Consider the following 15,260-nt stretch of genomic DNA (forward strand, 5'->3'; position numbering starts at 1 on the left):
TGCGAAGTGCCGTTCAGTGCTGGCGGCGGCGGAAGGTCACGATCGACTCGGAGTCGCCGTTCTCGACCGACGTCATCAGCCAGATCTGTGACGTACCCGGGATGCGCTCGATCTCGGCATGGGTCACCACGCCGGGCGAGGGAGGCAGCTCGCTCCTCCAGGTACGGCCGTTCCAGTGCAGGATCGCGACGTAGCTGGGCCGGCGGACCTCGTCCCAGCCGGCGATCCACACGTCGTCGGGGCCGAACGCGGTCACGCTGTGCAGCTCCCCTCCCCAACCCGCCGGGAGGGTGACGCGCTGCCAGGAGCCGCCATCCCAGCGCAGCACGAGGGGGTCCGCGCCGGCCTTGCCCACCGCCCACACATCGGAAGGGCTGTTCTGCCAGATCGCGTTGAGCGTGCTTTCGGGTACGGCGGGCACCTTCGCCTCCTGGAACAGGCCGTTCCTGCCGTGCCAGATCATCAGCCGCTCGTCCCGCCGCCCGGCGATCCACGTGTGGCCGGAGCCCCCGTCGACCGCCGTCAACTCGGTAGTCTTCTCGTCCAGGTCGAGCACCTTGGTGAAGCGGGCGCCGTCCCACAGGATGGCGCCCGAGTAGGAGATGATGACCGCCCGGCTCTCGTCCACCGCGACGTCCCGCCCTGCCTGGGGCGGCTTGTGACGGCGCCAGGCACGCCCATCCCACTGCAGGGCGAGGGGATCGTACGCGGAGCTTCCCACCGCCCAGACGTTGCGGGGGCCGTCGGCGTCCACTCCATGCAGGCTGCCCAGCCGTTCGGGGACGACGTTGCGCCAGCGGGAACCGTCCCACCCGCGCAGCGTCCCCTTCACGTTGTCCTCCCAGCCGTGGTAGCCCACGGCCCAGGCCGCGCCGGGGCCCGCGGCGGCGACGTCATGCAGTCCTCTTTCCCACCGGTCGTCGTGGGGCAGCCCGGGGACGCGCTGCCACTTCGTGGACAGGGGGATCTCCTCCAGCGGTGGCCCGGGGCTGATCGTGACCACGGGCGTGCTCGCCGACGTGGCGGTCACCGGCGTGGGGGCCGGCGTTGGCTCCGCGGTGCAGCCCAGCGTCATCAGGCAGGTCAGGACGACCAGCGGCCGCGCCCTCACCGGCTTCTCCTCATCACGAAGGGCCGCTGTACGCCGCCCGCGATCCACGGCACGCCGTCCACCATGGCCAGCTCCAATCCGTAGGGGTCACCGGCGCGCACGTACTCGCGCGTCCAGGCGCACGTGCACAAGTTTGCTAGAGGTCGAGCAGCGTCGGCTGCAGATAACCCTCATAGGTCAGCAGCCAGCGCTTGGTCTCCACACCTTCGCCGCCGCTGAACCCGCCCAGACCGTTGCCCGCGATCACCCGGTGGCAGGGGACGACGATCGGGATCGGGTTGGAGCCCATGATCGAGCCGATCCCGCGGGCCGGGACCGTCGAGCCGCTGAGCCGGGCCAGCTCGCCGTAGGTGACGGCGGTGCCGTACGGGACCTTGTGCAGGGCCTGGAGCACCTGGAGCCGCGCGCCGGACATGAGCCGCCAGTCCACGGGCGTCTCGAACTCCTTCAGCTCTCCGGCGAAATAAGCGTTCAGCTCCGCGACCACGGAGGCCTACGATCCGAATCATGGACTTCCGCGAGCCCGAGCCGGTCGGCCGGCCGCGGTGCCATACAACAGACGCACGGCCACCTGGCATAAGCCGACCCGCCGAGCGCCCGGAGTACTGCCGCGCCGCCCCGACGGCGTCGGTAGAGGACTTGGCATCGCCAGTCTCGTCCACCACGAGCACCACCGACTCCTCGCCGAGATGGCCGATCGCCCAGGCGGCCAGACACTCCCGCACGAGGTCATCGTTCCAGCAAGCCCGGGACAGGAAGTGCTGCAACACGTGGGGGCCGCGGTGGCCGATCGCCTCGCCCAGGCTCCAGCAGTTGGCACTCTCGTCGATCGTCAGCATCGCCTGGACCATGTTCTGGCAGGTCAGCCGCGTCTCCCGGCGTGGAAAGCAGTCCACCAGCCGGCCCAATCGTCGCAGCCGCCTCCTCGACTGAATAGATCGAGAAACGCCTCACCTCTGATGAGATTTCGCCAATCGAGTGAGACGGGGCACTTGCCTCAACATCAAGATCACGCTCTACAGCTGCCGTATCAAAGCCGGGGCGGTTCAAGGTCATCGGCTCATGTCTTGAAGATTCGGTCCATGGCGGTTGCGCCTTCTTGGATGACGGGTCTGATCTGCTTGCGGTAGACCAGTTCGGTTACCGCCGTACTGCTGTGGCCGACCAGACGAGACATCTCCTCAAGGGAATGCCCTGGTCTGAGAGCAAGGACACGAAGCTGTGTCGTAGCTCGCGGGGCGTCCTGAACCGCCCCGACTTTGATGGAGACCTCAGCGGTTGATTCCGACGGGTTCGTTGGGCTGGTATTGAGCGTAGTAGAGAGCTTCAAACTCCTCTGGTGGCAGGTGTCTGAATCGCCCCGGCTTCGGTGGAGACTCTCCCGCTAAAGCTTGATCCGAACGAGATTGCGTGCCTTGAGCGCGTAGAGGCTGCTGCCGTCAGGCGAGGCCGCCAGCAGCGGTTGCGTGCCGTACGCCTGGGCGGCTAGCCCGGACACGACCGTGGAAACGGTCATGGTCCTGGTGTCCAGGCGGTAGACCTGGTTGCCGTCGGTGCCGTAGATCTTGCCGCCGGCCTCGACCAGCGAGCCGCTGCCCCCACCCGTCACCGGCACCGGGACGACCCTGGTGACCTTCTTGCGCCAGGGGTCGAACTCGAAGATGACTCCGGTCGAGGCGATGCCGTACAGCTTGCCGCGCTGCTCGGTCAGCGCGCTGATCCGCTTGGCTCCTGGCACGGGGACCAGGCTCCACCGGACCTGCTTGGTGCGCAGGTCGAAGGCGGCGAGCTTGGCCTCGGGCTCGATCGGAGTAGTGCCGAGGCCGCCGTAGATCTCACTGCCCACGTAGGCGGTCCCGAGCAAGCTGGTGATCGCACTGATCGACTGGTTCTCGACGACGTCGCGGAAGGCCTCGACGGCGTTCTTGCACGGATCGTAGAGGGCCAGGGCGCCACCGTGCAGGCCGTACTCCGGCTGGGTGCCGACCAGCAGGCGGCGGGTAAGCCTGTCGTAGTGCGCGGCCAGCGGCCGGTTCTGGTCGGCGCCGACGCGGGTGAGGCGCTGCAGGTCGGAGCCGTCAGGCCGCATGCTGAACAGGTACGCCAGGGTATAGACGGACAGGTAGACCTGGTCGCGGATCGGGGTCATCACCTTGGCCTCGCCTGGCAGGAAGGTGCGCGTGCTTCTGCCGGAGGCCAGATCGTGCACCTGGACCCCGGCCTTGCCGCTGACGAGTACCTGGTCCTCGGTCGCCGTGATGGCCATGGCGAGTTCCGGCGCAGGCGGCATGCCGGCCTGGGTGAGGTCGACGCCGGTCAGTTCCTTGGTGGCCGGGTCGTATTCGACGACCTGGCTGGTGAGCACCGCGACGACCTTGCCGCCGCGCAGGAAGATCCGGTTGAAATACGCCCCGTCGTACGGCACGACCAGCTTCTCCAGCTCGGCGGTGTCGCGGTCGTAGCGGTAGAGCGTGCCCGAGGGACGCGTACCGAAGTAGACGTCGTTGTTGGCCGCGTCGATCTCGATGGCGGTCACGTAGGAGTCGCCTGGCGCGTCGACCAGCGTGTACTTCGAGGGGTCTGCCGTGTCCATGAGCAGCATGTCACCGGTCGCCGACAGGCCGGCCGCGAGCAGCCCCTGCTTCAAGGTGAGCGTGGCGACGAAAGTGCGGTCGGCCAGCTCGGGCGGGAGGATCTCGCGCTTGGCTCCGGTGGCCCGGTCGATGGCGATCAGATGCGCGTGTGCACCGACGCCGGCGTAGATCGTGGTGTCGTCGACCGCGATGCTGCGAACGTACTGCTCGCCAGCGGCCGCCTGGCCGAAGTCGCGGGTCCGGCCGGTGGCGGTGTCGTATTCGACGACCCTGCCGCCCGGGTAGGTGCCCGCGTAGAGCTTGCCGTCGCCGGAAGCGGCCATGGACCAGACGAAGTTGTCCGGCTTGACGTCGGCGACCTTCGTGGCCGTCCCGGTGGTGGTGTCCACCTTGTGGATGTCGCCGGGCGTATACGTGCCGACGTAGAGGTCGGTGCCGACGACGGCGGTGGCCCAGGCACCATCGCCCGAGGGCAGCTCGGTGATGGAGGTGACCTTGCGCTGAGCGGGGTCGTAGGCGCCGATCCTGGTCGGTTTGATGCCGCCGGTGGCGACGTAGAGCTTGTCGCCGACGAACTCCGACCCATTGATCGAGGTGACCGACGACGCGGGGCCCAGGTCCTCGACGACCGGCGCTGGTGCGCCGGTCGTCAGGACGGCGGCCATGACGCCCGCGACGACTGCGTTGAACGGCATGGGGCTGCCTTCCATTTACGGACTAGACCGATATTTGCGCAATTCGTATCATGCGGGGCGAGAATCAATCAAGCTTGAGCGGTAGCCTGGACCTTGTCCCTGGGGGACGTCGCCTACCCAGCCGGCGTCGTCCCCAATGCGTCCCCAAAAACGAGCGGCGCAGAAGTCAGCTCTCAGCCCATGGGGATCTTGTAGGCAGCATCCCTGAGTCTGTCTGACGTGCTGCTAGCGCCAGCAGGAACTCCCCGGCGGTGAACTGATCGTGCTCTCCGATGATCGAACAGCGCGTGGCAGAAGGTCCGGGCCGGCGCGGTGGCTATCGCCGCGCGGCAGTGGACACGACAAAGCGCATCTTCCACCGCACGATCTCTCGCGGGGTTTGCCGCTGTTGCTGGAGCGCCGGTAGGGACACCTTGCCACTGGGCGCCTGCTGGAGGTCAGCGGCAGAAGTGCAGGTAGTGCTGCAGACCGGTGAGGATGCGGGCGACGCCGTCGCCCACCAGTGTCGCCCAGAGCGATGTCTGCAGCCGGTTTCTCTGTCAGGCGGCCTGGAGCAGCTCGGCCAGGTCGGCGGGCAGGGGCATGGGCTCGGTGAGGCCAACGGCGGCGCGGCCGGTGTTGCCTTCGGGGTAGCGGCCCAGAGCGCTACCGGGCGCGGCCACGATGATCCGGATGATCTGGCCGATTGCTTCTCGTCGGTCACGCTGCCGTACGGCCAGGGCGAACATGGCGATGTGGTTGGCCGTGTGCGGCCAGGGCCAGGGCTGGGACAGGATGTGCGCGCGTTCCAGGTGCCGCCAGCGCGCCGCGTCGTCGATGGTGGTGCGGGCGGCGCGCATCTCGGCGCGGTAGGCGGCCCGTACGGAGGCGGGCATCGGGCGGCCGATCATCGAGACTCCTCTGTGGTGGGCGGGCAGCAGCCGTCAGTGCAAGCGCCGGTCTGGTCGCTGCCAGGCCCGTTGGCGCCGATCGCGATGGGCAGGAGTGTCCTGCCAGCCGGTTGCCAGACCGTGCGGGCGGTGTGGGCCCGGGCGGCGGCGCGCAGCGCCGCGTGGTGCGGCAGCCGGGTGCGGCGTCCGGCGCGGATGCCGTTGGCGATGACCAGGACCTCGGCCAGTTCGTGGGTCGCGACCACGGTGGCCAGGCCGAGCACGCCGGTGGCGGCCAGCGGGACGAGGGTGATGAGGATGCCGCCGGACAACAGCAGGTTCTGGGTGAAGATGGCGCGGGCGGCGCGGGTGTGGGCGATGGCGTCGGGCAGCCGGCGCAGGTCCTCGCCCATGAGGGCGATGTCGGCTGCCTCGATGGCCACGTCGCTGCCCATGGCGCCCATGGCGATGCCGGCCTCGGCCGTGGCCAGGGCGGGGGCGTCGTTGATGCCGTCGCCCACCATGGCGACCGGTCCGCGGGCTTTCAGCTCGGTGACGATACGCGCCTTGTCGGCGGGCAGCAGCTCGGCGCGGACGTCGGTGATGCCGGCGTCGGCGGCGATCGCGGCGGCGGTGCGGGCGTTGTCGCCGGTGAGCATGACCACCTCGATGCCCTGCCGCTTGAGCTGGGCGACGGCCTCGGCGGCCTCGGGGCGGACCTCGTCGCGGACGGCGATCGCGCCGAGCAGGGTGCCGTCGTGCTCGACGAGGACCACAGTGGCGCCCGCGTCCTGCAGCCCGATCACTTCTGTGGCGAGCGAGCCGGGGGCGATGAAACCGGGCTTGCCCAGCAGGGCGGGACGCCCACCGATGGTGCCGCGCAGCCCGTTGCCGGGTACAGCCTCCACTTCGCCGGCCGGTTCGGGGTCGGGCCGGGCGGCCAGGATCGCGGCGGCGAGCGGGTGCTCGCTGCGCGCCTCCAGCGCGGCGGCCACGGCCAGGACATGGTCGCGGTCGGTGCCCAGCGCGGGCACGACGTCGATGACGGCGGGCTCGTTGCGGGTCAGGGTGCCGGTCTTGTCCAGCGCCACGATCGTGACCTTGCCCAGCGCCTCGACCGCGGCTCCGCCCTTGATCAGCACGCCTGCCTTGGACGCGGCGCCGATCGCGGCGACCACGGCGACCGGCACGGACAGGGCGAACGCACACGGCGCAGCGGCCACCAGCACCACCAGGGCGCGCTCGATCCACACGCCGGGCTCCCCCAGCAGGCTGCCGGCGACGGCGACCAGCGCGGCCAGCACCAGCACGCCGGGCACCAGCGGGCGGGCAAAGCGCTCGGCCAGGCGCTGGCTGGCGCCCTTGCGCTCCTGGGCCTCCTGGACGATGTGGACCAGCCGGGCGAGTGAGTTGTCGCGTGCGGTGGCGGTGACGGTGATCTCCAGCGCTCCGGCGCCGTTGACCGTCCCGGCGAAGACCTCCGCGCCGGGGCCGGCCTCGACGGGCACCGATTCGCCGGTGACGACCGAGGTGTCGAGCGCGCTGCGGCCGGCGGTGACGACGCCGTCGGTGGCGATCTTCTCGCCCGGCCGTACGAGCAGGACGTCGCCGACGCGCAGGTCGGCGGCCGCGACCTCGGACTCGGTGCCGCCGGGCCGTAGCACGCGCGCGGTCGGGGGCACCAGGTCCAGCAGGGCGCGCAACCCATGCTGGGTGCGGGCCACTGCGTAGCCTTCGAGTCCTTCGGCGATGGCGAACAGGAACGCCAGCGTGGCGGCCTCGCCGTACTCGCCCAGGGCCACCGCGCCCGCGGCGGCGATGGTCATCAGCAGGCCGACGCCGAGCCGGCCGCGCAGCAGGGCGCGTAGCGCGCCGGGGACGAAGGTGGCCGCGCCGGTCACCAGCGCCGCCAGCTCCAGCACCGTCCCCCAGCTGCCCGGCGCCAGGAGGGAGGCCAGCAGCAGCGCCCCAGAGGCCGTGGCCGCCTGCAGTTCGCGCACCTGCCAGATCGCCGAAGGCGCCGTCGCGGCCTCGTCGTCCTGGTGCGTGCCGCCGGCGGCGTCGGGGGCGCAGCACGCGTCAGACATGATCCGTCTCCTCGCGGACGTCCTGGGTGGTCCGGGCGTAGTCGCCGGGCGTGCAAGCCTCGTCGGCGGGGGCGGCCTCGCCCTGGTCGACGAGCAGCACCAGGGAGGCCAGCTCGGCCAAGGCGTGCGCGAGCTTGGCGTCGGCCAGCTCGTAGCGGACCCGGCGCCCCACCGGCACGGTGCGCACCAGCCCGCAGCCGCGTAGGCAGGCCAGGTGGTTCGACACGTTCCCGCGGGTCATGCCCAGCCGTTCGGCCAGGTCGGCGGGGTAGGCGGGCTCGTTCAGCAGCTCCAGCAGCAACCGGCGCCGGTTCTCATCGGCCAGCGCGGTGCCGACGCGGGCCAGGGCCTCGGCGTTGACGGCCACGGCGAGGGCATGAGGGTCAGGGCTCTCCATGCCTCCAACGATACAGTCGATCCTGAATCAAGCCAACAGTTGATTCAGGATCTACTGTATCGTTGACCCTGGGCGGTGTCGGCCTCGGCGGTGGCCGCCTGGACTGCCGCCAAGCAGATCGAGGTCCGCCCTGACGGCAGAGCCGTATCGGCCGCAGTCGGCAGCCGGGCGTGCACCGCCTACGCCACTCGCGCGGGGCGCTTCGCCCTCGGCATCTGGAAAATGACCTAATCCGACTGACTTTAATACGAATGTGGGCGTACGTGCAGGTGGAAGTGCAGAACCATGCACGGGCAGAAGTACAAGCATTACGTGCCGTTTCGTCGACTGACCCCCGTCGACCGCAACGGCGGGCCGACCGGCAAACTTTACGATCACCCCTGTTTTACTGAAACCCTGCCGGGGACATGGACAATAGGCGGCCTCCATATTCGGACGGCCATTGCTAAAGGAGCCCCCCATGCGTGTGAGCGCGGAAAATCCCCAGCCCGACTCGTGCTGCTCCGGCGGCGGCGCAGTCTGCACGTACGACCAGCCGGAGCAGCGGCCGGAGCAGCCGAAACAGGCGTCAGGGGCGTGCTGTGACGAGGATTCATGCGGCTAGAAAATCCGGCTTGCCTGCATTCTTAAAATGCAGGCCGGCAAGAAAGAGAGGCCGGTGGAAGATAGTCGTGTGCGACAAACACCATAACGGCGGTGACGGTTGCGTCACGCAGGTGTACGGGGATATCCATCCCGGGCAGGGATTGCTCACTCCCGACGAGGTGCGTGCTCAGATTTTCACCACGGTCCGGCTCCGGGAAGGCTACGAACTCGCAGAAGTCGACACCTTCCTAGGCCGGGTGGAGGCCACCTTGACCCGGCTGCTGCACGAACGGCAGGAGCTTCGCCAGCGGCCGGCCAGCCGAGATTGCGGCGGCGAGGGAGTCGGCCGCATGCTGGCCAGGGCGCAGGAGATGGCCGATGAGATGATCGCCGAAGCGCACGAGGAAGCCGAGCGTATCCTGCAGGCCGCCCGCGAGAGCGCCGCCACCCTTGAGCAGGAGGCCCAGGAACGGCACCGTGCCGCCATGGCCGCGCTGGAGGAGGCCAGGGCGGAGCAGGAGCGCGAGATCAGCGACCTGCTCGGACGGGCGGCCGCCGGTCTGTCCGAGCAGATCCGTCAACAGCAGGGCCTGCTGGCCGAACTGCAGAGCCGTCCCGCGGCGCGAGCCGCGCAGCGACAGATCATCCCGGTGCGGCCGGGCAGCACGCAGACAGAGCAGACCCGATGACGCGCCCGACGATCAGCAGCGGCGACTGTCTTGCCTGGAGCGGTGACAGGATGGCCCTGGCTGACGGGGTAGCGGGCGACGCCGGTGGAGCCGCGGTATGGATCAGCGTGCTGCTGGTCGCGCTGTCGACCCTGGCCGGAGCCTGGCTGGCCCGGCGTAACTCCGCCCGGGTGGTGGGGTGGCTGGCGGTCTCGTCTGCGGTCATGCTGGTCATCGCGGTGACCGACATGCTGCCCGACGCCTGGGGCGAGGCGGCCGAGACGGGGGTGCCGTTGTGGCTCGCCGCGCTGGCCCTGGCGGTCGGGTTTCTGGTGCTGACCTATCTCACCCGCAAAGGCTGCGCCTGCCCGACGCAGGAGGGTCCGCGCGGGGGTGCGCACGCCCCTGGGCGGCATCGCCGCCTGAAGGAGGCCGTCGGCGCCGCGCTGTTCGGCGGGATGGGCACCGCCGCGGCGCTCACCACCCACCGGGCCATCGAGGGGTCGACGCTGGCGTTGAGCGCCTCGGTGGTGGTCGTCGCCGCGCTGGTGGTGCACTACGCCAGCGAAGGGCTGGCGCTGGCCATCCTGATCGACATGGCCGGGCAGCGGCTGGCGCCGTGGCTGGTGGTGGCCTGCGTCAGTCCGGCCCTCGGGGTGCTTGTCGCAGTGATCAGCCCGCTCCCGGAACGCCTGGTGCCGATCCTTTTGGCCCTGGTGACCGGAGTGCTGCTGCGCACCGCGTTCGTCGGGCTGAAGCTAGCGGCCGCCCGGCAGGCCGACGGCCGCCTGTCGAAGAAGCAGCTGGCCACCGCCGCCGTGATCGCGATCGCGGCCGGCACGCTGGTGGCCGCCGGCCACCGGCACGACGAAGGCGGGCACGAGGCCGAAGGCGGGCACGAGACGGCCGCAGGGACGATCCAGCCGAGCCCGGCAGCGGCCCGCACCCCGATGGAGGCCTCACCGGCGCATGCGACGCCATCCGGACAGGTGCCGGCCGACCTGGCCGCCGGGCGGATGAGCATCTCCCAGGTACTGGCCCGCACCGATGCCGCCGTCGAGCATCTTGCGGTAGGCCAGGTGCTCCAAGCGCTGCCCGGCTACGGCCCCGACACGAGCCGCAAGCTGCTGGGGCGGGCAGGCATCAGCCCCGAGCGCCGTGTCGGCGAGATCAGCCGGCAGCAACGCCGCCGGCTGCTGCAGCTGCTGACCGGCTAGCCGTCATCAGGTGGCGCCGGTCCTGCGGTACCGGGCTCGCGGGCCTGGCTAGCCGCCCTCGACCAGGCCGTGACCGCCCAGCAGCGCCGAGGCGGCATCTCCGGCGATCTGGCGGCCAAGGCGCACGAGAAGATCCAGGAACTCGCCCGTGCGCCCCGGGAGGGCAAGCTCACCGAAGGTCCGCCGACCGCCTTCCTGGCCCGCGCAGGAAATCACCTGATCAAAGACCTGCTGTGAGGCTGAGACGTACGTGATGAGGATTGGGTAGCGGCCTGGTGCTGCCGGTACTGTGAATGACAGAACCTCGCTCGAAAGGGCGAGATCCTGCGGCGGTGGGGCCCGCCGCCCCGATCGACGGGAGAACCGCGGCCATGCCCGCCGCCAACGGTCCCTACCAGAGGAGATGTGTGTCGTTCTGGTAGGGAGGATCGTATGCAGGAGCCCGTTGCGCCCGTCGATTCCGACGTCGACGTCCATGTCCCTGCCATACGTGCGGAGTTGCACCCGCGGGCCTGGCCGGTGCTGGCGGCCATCTCGGCCGGCGGCGTGCTGGGCGCACTGGCCCGCTACGGCATCTCCGCGGCGCTACCGCACGCCTCGACCGGCTTCCCGTGGTCCACGTTTGTGATCAACGTGTCCGGCAGCCTGCTGATCGGCGTGCTCATGACGCTGATCGACCAGGTGTGGACGGGACGGCGGCTGCTGCGCCCGTTCTGGGGCGTAGGCGTGCTGGGCGGCTACACCACCTTCTCGACCTACATCCTCGACATCCACCAGGCGATGCGGGCCGGGGAGCCCGGCGTGGCCCTGGTTTACCTGGCCGCCACACTGGTCGGCGCCCTGATGGCGGTCTGGGTGGGCGCCGTGGCGACCAGCCAGGCGCTGGCGCTGGCCCGGCGGGAACGAAGGAGGTTGTGGTGAAACTGCAGGGATCCGCGCTGCGGCTGAGCGTGTTCATCGGCGAGAGCGACCAGTGGCATCACCGGCCGCTCTACTACGAGATCGTGCACCGGGCGCACGCGGCAGGCCTGGCCGGCGTCTCGGTACTGCGCGGCATCGAAGGTTACGGCGCCTCCAACCACGTCCACACCACGCGGATCCTGTCGCTGTCGGAGGACCTGCCGATGGTCGTCATCATCGTCGATACCGAGGACAAGATCCGCGGGTTCCTCCCCCAACTGGACGAGCTGATCAGCGAAGGGCTGGTGATCCTGGACGAGGTCGAGGTGATCCGCTACGTGGGCCGCACGGCCGGGCCGGCGGATGGACGGGTGGGTGGCCGGTGACGGTGCTGCTGGTGGCCCTCGGGGCCGCGATCGGCGCCCCTTTGCGTTACCTGGCCGATCGGCTGGTGCAGTCCCGGCATGACTCGGTGTTCCCCTGGGGCACCCTGGCCGTCAACCTGACCGGTTCTTTCGTGCTGGGCCTGCTGGCAGGCCTGCCCGCCGATGCGGCCTGGTCGGCGCTGCTCGGCACCGGGTTCTGCGGTGCGCTGACCACCTACTCCACCTTCAGCTACGAGACACTGCGGCTGACCCAGGACGGCTCGCGCTTCTATGCGCTGGCCAACATCGTCGCCGGCATCGTGGCCGGACTCGGCGCCGGAGCGATGGGGCTGCTGGTGGCCAAGGCCGTCGCCGGCTGGCCCTGACCTGCTGGTGGTCATGGTGGGAACGGCGCACGCTGGAGAGATGAGTGGCGATGGCCAGCGGCGGCGCTGCCGGGCTGGTTACGCCGGGATGCGCTTTTTTGCAGCACCTAGTGCCGCTCTCGCCACTGCTGCGTCCGGCATGCGGGCAAGCGCCAGCTGGTGCATGGCCCGGCCCAGTGTCCAGGCGATGACGAGAAATGGTAGGCCCAGGCCGAGGCTGTAGACGCAGGGCCAGGATGCGTTGGGCGGTCAGGCGGACCTGGCGTTCTTCGTGTGGATTGCGTTCCGTGCCAGGTGTGGAGACGCCAGCAATGGCAGCGCGGTACGGTGGGCTCGGCCGGGGCGGTCTCCCGGGGGGCGGGGTGTAGGGCATGCGCAGGTAGGCGCAGATCACGTCCACGATGATCTGGCGCAGCGCCGGGGTGTCCTGGGCGAGGCGCTCCAGAGCGTACAGGCCGGCCAGGCGGACCGGCGCCTCGTCGTTGCCGAGTTGTTCGGCGGCCTTGCTGTACAGCTCGGTGACCCGGCGCTCGGCGGCGTCGTGCGTGGTATGCGCGGCGGTCAGTTCCTGATGCCGTTGCCGGCGCACTGCGAGCATCAGCGTCACCGCGGCGCCGACGCCGGCGGCGGCCGCCAGCGCGGTACAGGCGGCCTCGGTGCGAATAGAGATCTGCTCGGCCGGTACCTTGCCCACGTCCTGCAGCAGCCACTCAGTGGCGCGCCAGAAGGCCGCGCCGATCAGCAGCGCAGCGGGGAGGGCCCACCACCACATCGAGCGTGGCGGACGCAGCTCCGGCGGGCGAGCAGGTGGCTTGGGTGAGCGCCGTAGAAGGCTCATGACCCATTTCACCCCGCCATGCGGCGCTTTCCGAATAGGAGTGCTTGAGTCGTAACTAGACTTGGGACCGCGCCGCGCAGCCTCCTTCTGCGATGCCAGCGCCGGCCCCGCTCAAACGCCCGTTTGCGGGGCGGGCGGGTATCCAGCCTGACCGGCCCCCCGGGACCGCCCAATCTGGGCGCTTATAGGCTCAATTGGTGCTCACCTTCGCCTTTGACGTCGGAGAAACCATCGTCCGCGACGGCCGATATTGGGCCGCGTGGGCAGACTGGCTCGGTATCCCCCGGCACACGCTGTCCGCGCTCGTGGGCGCAGTTGTCGCTCAAGGCAGGGACAACGCCGACGCGCTCCGGCTACTCCGGCCCGGTATCGACCTCGACGCCGAATACGAAGCGCGCGAGGCCGCTGGCCGCGGCGAACGCATCGAAGAATCCGACCTCTACCCGGACGTCCGACCCGCGCTCGCAGGTCTGCGCGCGGACGGCCACCGCGTGGTGATCGCCGGGAACCAGACCGCTCGCGCCGCCGAACTGCTCCGCGCGCTCGACCTCCCCCTCGATGCGATCGCCACCTCAGGGGAGTGGGGCGTGGCCAAGCCCTCGCCCGAGTTCTTCACCCGGCTGATCCACTTCGCCGAAACCACACCCGACCAGATCGTCTACGTAGGAGACCACCCCGCCAACGACATCGCCCCGGCTCAAGCCGCTGGGCTCCGGACCGCCCACATCCGACGCGGCCCGTGGGGGCACCTGTGGGCTGACACACCGGAAGCGGCTGCGGCGGACTGGCGGATCAACGCACTGACCGAGCTCGCCACCATCGTCACCTAACCCTGGGCAGACCCGTCACCAGGTCGCTACAGTCCGAGATGAAGCCTCGCACTGGAGCTCCCGATGCCTTCAGCCCCCCACGGCGGAATCGGTAAGCGCATCGCCTACCACCGCAGCGTATCGCCCACCTGACGCAGCAGCAGCTGGCGGACGCCGCGATCATCCACGTGGGCACGCTGCGGAAGATCGAACGCGGAGCCAGAGGTGCCAGCGACGGGATCCTGGAATCGATCGCGGCAACGCTCGGCATCGACCCGTCCATCCTGCTTGCCGACCGGGCGCAGGCAAGCTCCCGCATCCGGGTGGCGATCCCCGCCCTGTCGGCCGCCATCGCCGCCTACGACCTGCCCGACGACGGGCCCGTCCGGCCGCTGCCTGACCTGCGCGAGTCCGTAGGCCAGGCAGCCACATGGAGGCTCTCGGCCCAGTACGTGCAGATCACACGCCGCCTGCCCGGGTTGCTCGGCGAGCTGTTCCGGGCACTCCAGTCCGCGCCGCCCGAGCAGCGGCCCATCATCGCGGCCCTGACCGCGTCCGCCTGCCGCTCAGCCGACGCCGTCGCCTACAAGTTCGGCGCCTACGACCTGTCCGCCCGCCTCATTGACCTCATGCCCCCGGCCGAGGGCCCGACCCGGGCCCTCGGCCTGACATGACTCTGGACGTCTGGGCGGCTCGACGGGGGCGCATCCGGCCCAGTCCCAGGTCGTGGGCTACGGCTACCCCGGGTACAAGGCCTGACCGCAGGCAGGTCGGAAGACTCCTAGCAAGTTGCGATGATCAAAAGAGCACGTGCGGTGCAGGGCAAATCCCTGCACCGCACGTCGTCGTATAGGGTCGGCCGTATGGCCTCCGTGGGCCTGCGCTGGGATTCATCGGATCGGCATCGGGTGTGGACGTACGTCGCCGCAGCCGGTCTGCTCGTTGGCGCCATGCTCGCGATCTTCGGGTTGCCACCTGCCGACGTGCATACTCCGTTGCATCATGTTGGGATCATGGACCCGCTGTGCGGTGGCACGCGGGCACTGCGCTACACCATGCTCACCGAGTGGCGCCTGGCCTGGACCTACAATCCGCTGAGCCCGCTGCTGGCCGTCGGCGCGGTCCTCGCGCTGGTGCGCCATCTGGTGGGTGTGTTGTCGGGCCGCTGGCTGACCATCGAGTGGCGTTGGAGCAAGCCTGTGATCGTCGTGCTGGCTCTGGCCGTCATCGCGCTGGCAGTCAACCAGCAACTTCACGCCGGCCTTCTCGCTTCGTGAACCGCTCGACCGCGATCGTCCTCCCGGTGCGGAGCGCTGCCAAGACCGTTTCCTAGAATTCCCTCTCCGTGCTGCCTGCCGTTGGTGCCGGGCCACCTGTCGTACGTGACCGGCATGGCGGGAGCCGACGCCATGGGTGGCCGAGTGCGGACGGTGCTCGGGAGAGCGCTGTTCATGCTGGGGTTCTCGGCGCTGTTCGCCGCCTACGGAGCGGCGTTCGGCGGGCTGAGCGCAGTGTTGCCGGCCTATCAGGACGTGGCCACGCGCGTCCTCGGTGTCCTGACGGTCTTGCTCGGCCTGCTGTTCATGGGGTGTTGGACCGGCTTCTCCTGGCTGGGCGCCATCCGCGTCAGAGCTAATGAACCAGTCCCGGTCCGAAACACCTATCAGCCGCGGGTAGTTTGATCACCCGTTGGAAGAGGTTGGAGCAGGTGGCAGGACCACAGCAGGACCCCAAGCAGT

16 protein-coding genes and 1 pseudogene are annotated in these 15,260 nt (G+C 69.7%); 10 read left to right on the plus strand and 7 right to left on the minus strand.

The window, feature by feature from the left end; all coding sequences use genetic code 11:
• Positions 1–13: 13 nt before the first annotated feature.
• The 7 genes and pseudogenes from ACTWQA_RS51575 to ACTWQA_RS51605 all read right to left on the minus strand — a co-directional run bounded on the left by ACTWQA_RS51575 (position 14) and on the right by ACTWQA_RS51605 (position 7,753).
• On the minus strand, positions 14–1,111 hold the full coding sequence (locus tag ACTWQA_RS51575) for a hypothetical protein (protein ID WP_443166152.1): 1,098 nt from the start codon (positions 1,109–1,111) through the stop codon (positions 14–16).
• A gap of 136 nt (positions 1,112–1,247) precedes the next feature.
• Complete coding sequence (locus tag ACTWQA_RS51580; RefSeq protein WP_443166153.1) at positions 1,248–1,598, minus strand: methylated-DNA--[protein]-cysteine S-methyltransferase; 351 nt, start codon at positions 1,596–1,598, stop codon at positions 1,248–1,250.
• Positions 1,599–1,704: 106 nt separating this feature from the next.
• Positions 1,705–2,007 (minus strand): annotated as a pseudogene (locus tag ACTWQA_RS51585) (transposase); the annotation flags it as partial.
• A gap of 488 nt (positions 2,008–2,495) precedes the next feature.
• Positions 2,496–4,400 (minus strand): PQQ-binding-like beta-propeller repeat protein, encoded by a 1,905-nt coding sequence (locus ACTWQA_RS51590; RefSeq protein WP_443166154.1) that lies wholly within the window; start codon positions 4,398–4,400, stop codon positions 2,496–2,498.
• A 539-nt stretch (positions 4,401–4,939) separates the two neighbouring features.
• Complete coding sequence (locus ACTWQA_RS51595) at positions 4,940–5,290, minus strand: DUF3703 domain-containing protein (RefSeq protein WP_443166155.1); 351 nt, start codon at positions 5,288–5,290, stop codon at positions 4,940–4,942.
• On the minus strand, positions 5,287–7,356 hold the full coding sequence (locus ACTWQA_RS51600) for a heavy metal translocating P-type ATPase (RefSeq protein ID WP_443166156.1): 2,070 nt from the start codon (positions 7,354–7,356) through the stop codon (positions 5,287–5,289). The genes ACTWQA_RS51595 and ACTWQA_RS51600 overlap by 4 nt, the downstream gene beginning before the upstream one ends.
• Complete coding sequence (locus tag ACTWQA_RS51605) at positions 7,349–7,753, minus strand: helix-turn-helix domain-containing protein (protein ID WP_443166157.1); 405 nt, start codon at positions 7,751–7,753, stop codon at positions 7,349–7,351. The genes ACTWQA_RS51600 and ACTWQA_RS51605 overlap by 8 nt, the downstream gene beginning before the upstream one ends.
• A 671-nt stretch (positions 7,754–8,424) precedes the next feature.
• Between ACTWQA_RS51605 and ACTWQA_RS51610 the strand changes: the two genes are divergently transcribed.
• From ACTWQA_RS51610 to ACTWQA_RS51655, 10 genes are all read left to right on the plus strand, one after another.
• Positions 8,425–9,027 carry a DivIVA domain-containing protein gene (locus ACTWQA_RS51610; RefSeq protein ID WP_443166158.1) on the plus strand — a complete coding sequence of 201 codons (603 nt, stop codon included), beginning with the start codon at positions 8,425–8,427 and terminating at the stop codon, positions 9,025–9,027.
• Positions 9,024–10,223, plus strand: coding sequence for a hypothetical protein (locus tag ACTWQA_RS51615; RefSeq protein WP_443166159.1), 1,200 nt, complete (start codon positions 9,024–9,026; stop codon positions 10,221–10,223). Before ACTWQA_RS51610 ends, ACTWQA_RS51615 begins: the two co-directional genes overlap by 4 nt.
• Before the next feature lie 69 nt (positions 10,224–10,292).
• Entirely contained in the window at positions 10,293–10,460 is a 168-nt protein-coding gene (locus ACTWQA_RS51620) for a hypothetical protein (protein WP_443166160.1), read from the plus strand.
• A 195-nt stretch (positions 10,461–10,655) separates the two neighbouring features.
• A complete protein-coding gene (locus ACTWQA_RS51625) occupies positions 10,656–11,144 on the plus strand; it encodes a fluoride efflux transporter FluC (protein WP_443166161.1) in 489 nt (162 codons plus the stop codon).
• Positions 11,141–11,509, plus strand: coding sequence for a DUF190 domain-containing protein (locus tag ACTWQA_RS51630; protein ID WP_443166162.1), 369 nt, complete (start codon positions 11,141–11,143; stop codon positions 11,507–11,509). Before ACTWQA_RS51625 ends, ACTWQA_RS51630 begins: the two co-directional genes overlap by 4 nt.
• Entirely contained in the window at positions 11,506–11,874 is a 369-nt protein-coding gene (crcB, locus tag ACTWQA_RS51635; RefSeq protein WP_443166163.1) for a fluoride efflux transporter CrcB, read from the plus strand. The genes ACTWQA_RS51630 and crcB overlap by 4 nt, the downstream gene beginning before the upstream one ends.
• Positions 11,875–12,909: 1,035 nt before the next feature.
• Positions 12,910–13,542 (plus strand): HAD family hydrolase, encoded by a 633-nt coding sequence (locus ACTWQA_RS51640; RefSeq protein WP_443166164.1) that lies wholly within the window; start codon positions 12,910–12,912, stop codon positions 13,540–13,542.
• A 128-nt stretch (positions 13,543–13,670) separates the two neighbouring features.
• Positions 13,671–14,195 carry a helix-turn-helix domain-containing protein gene (locus tag ACTWQA_RS51645; protein WP_443166168.1) on the plus strand — a complete coding sequence of 175 codons (525 nt, stop codon included), beginning with the start codon at positions 13,671–13,673 and terminating at the stop codon, positions 14,193–14,195.
• A gap of 189 nt (positions 14,196–14,384) precedes the next feature.
• Entirely contained in the window at positions 14,385–14,798 is a 414-nt protein-coding gene (locus tag ACTWQA_RS51650) for a DUF2752 domain-containing protein (protein WP_443166165.1), read from the plus strand.
• 84 nt (positions 14,799–14,882) lie between these two features.
• The gene (locus tag ACTWQA_RS51655; RefSeq protein ID WP_443166166.1) at positions 14,883–15,203 is read left to right on the plus strand and encodes a hypothetical protein; all 321 of its coding nucleotides are present in this window, start codon (positions 14,883–14,885) and stop codon (positions 15,201–15,203) included.
• Positions 15,204–15,260 lie beyond the last annotated feature (57 nt).

Source organism: Nonomuraea sp. 10N515B (genome assembly GCF_052245915.1).
Classification (GTDB): Bacteria; Actinomycetota; Actinomycetes; order Streptosporangiales; family Streptosporangiaceae; genus Nonomuraea.

Coding starts and splice junctions, on each gene's coding strand:
- ACTWQA_RS51590 (WP_443166154.1), bottom strand. CDS start 4,400: ATGCCGTTCAACGCAGTCGTCGCGGGCGTCATGGCCGCCGTCCTGACG.
- ACTWQA_RS51595 (WP_443166155.1), bottom strand. CDS start 5,290: ATGATCGGCCGCCCGATGCCCGCCTCCGTACGGGCCGCCTACCGCGCC.
- ACTWQA_RS51600 (WP_443166156.1), bottom strand. CDS start 7,356: ATGTCTGACGCGTGCTGCGCCCCCGACGCCGCCGGCGGCACGCACCAG.
- ACTWQA_RS51605 (WP_443166157.1), bottom strand. CDS start 7,753: ATGGAGAGCCCTGACCCTCATGCCCTCGCCGTGGCCGTCAACGCCGAG.
- ACTWQA_RS51615 (WP_443166159.1), top strand. CDS start 9,024: ATGACGCGCCCGACGATCAGCAGCGGCGACTGTCTTGCCTGGAGCGGT.
- ACTWQA_RS51625 (WP_443166161.1), top strand. CDS start 10,656: ATGCAGGAGCCCGTTGCGCCCGTCGATTCCGACGTCGACGTCCATGTC.
- ACTWQA_RS51650 (WP_443166165.1), top strand. CDS start 14,385: ATGGCCTCCGTGGGCCTGCGCTGGGATTCATCGGATCGGCATCGGGTG.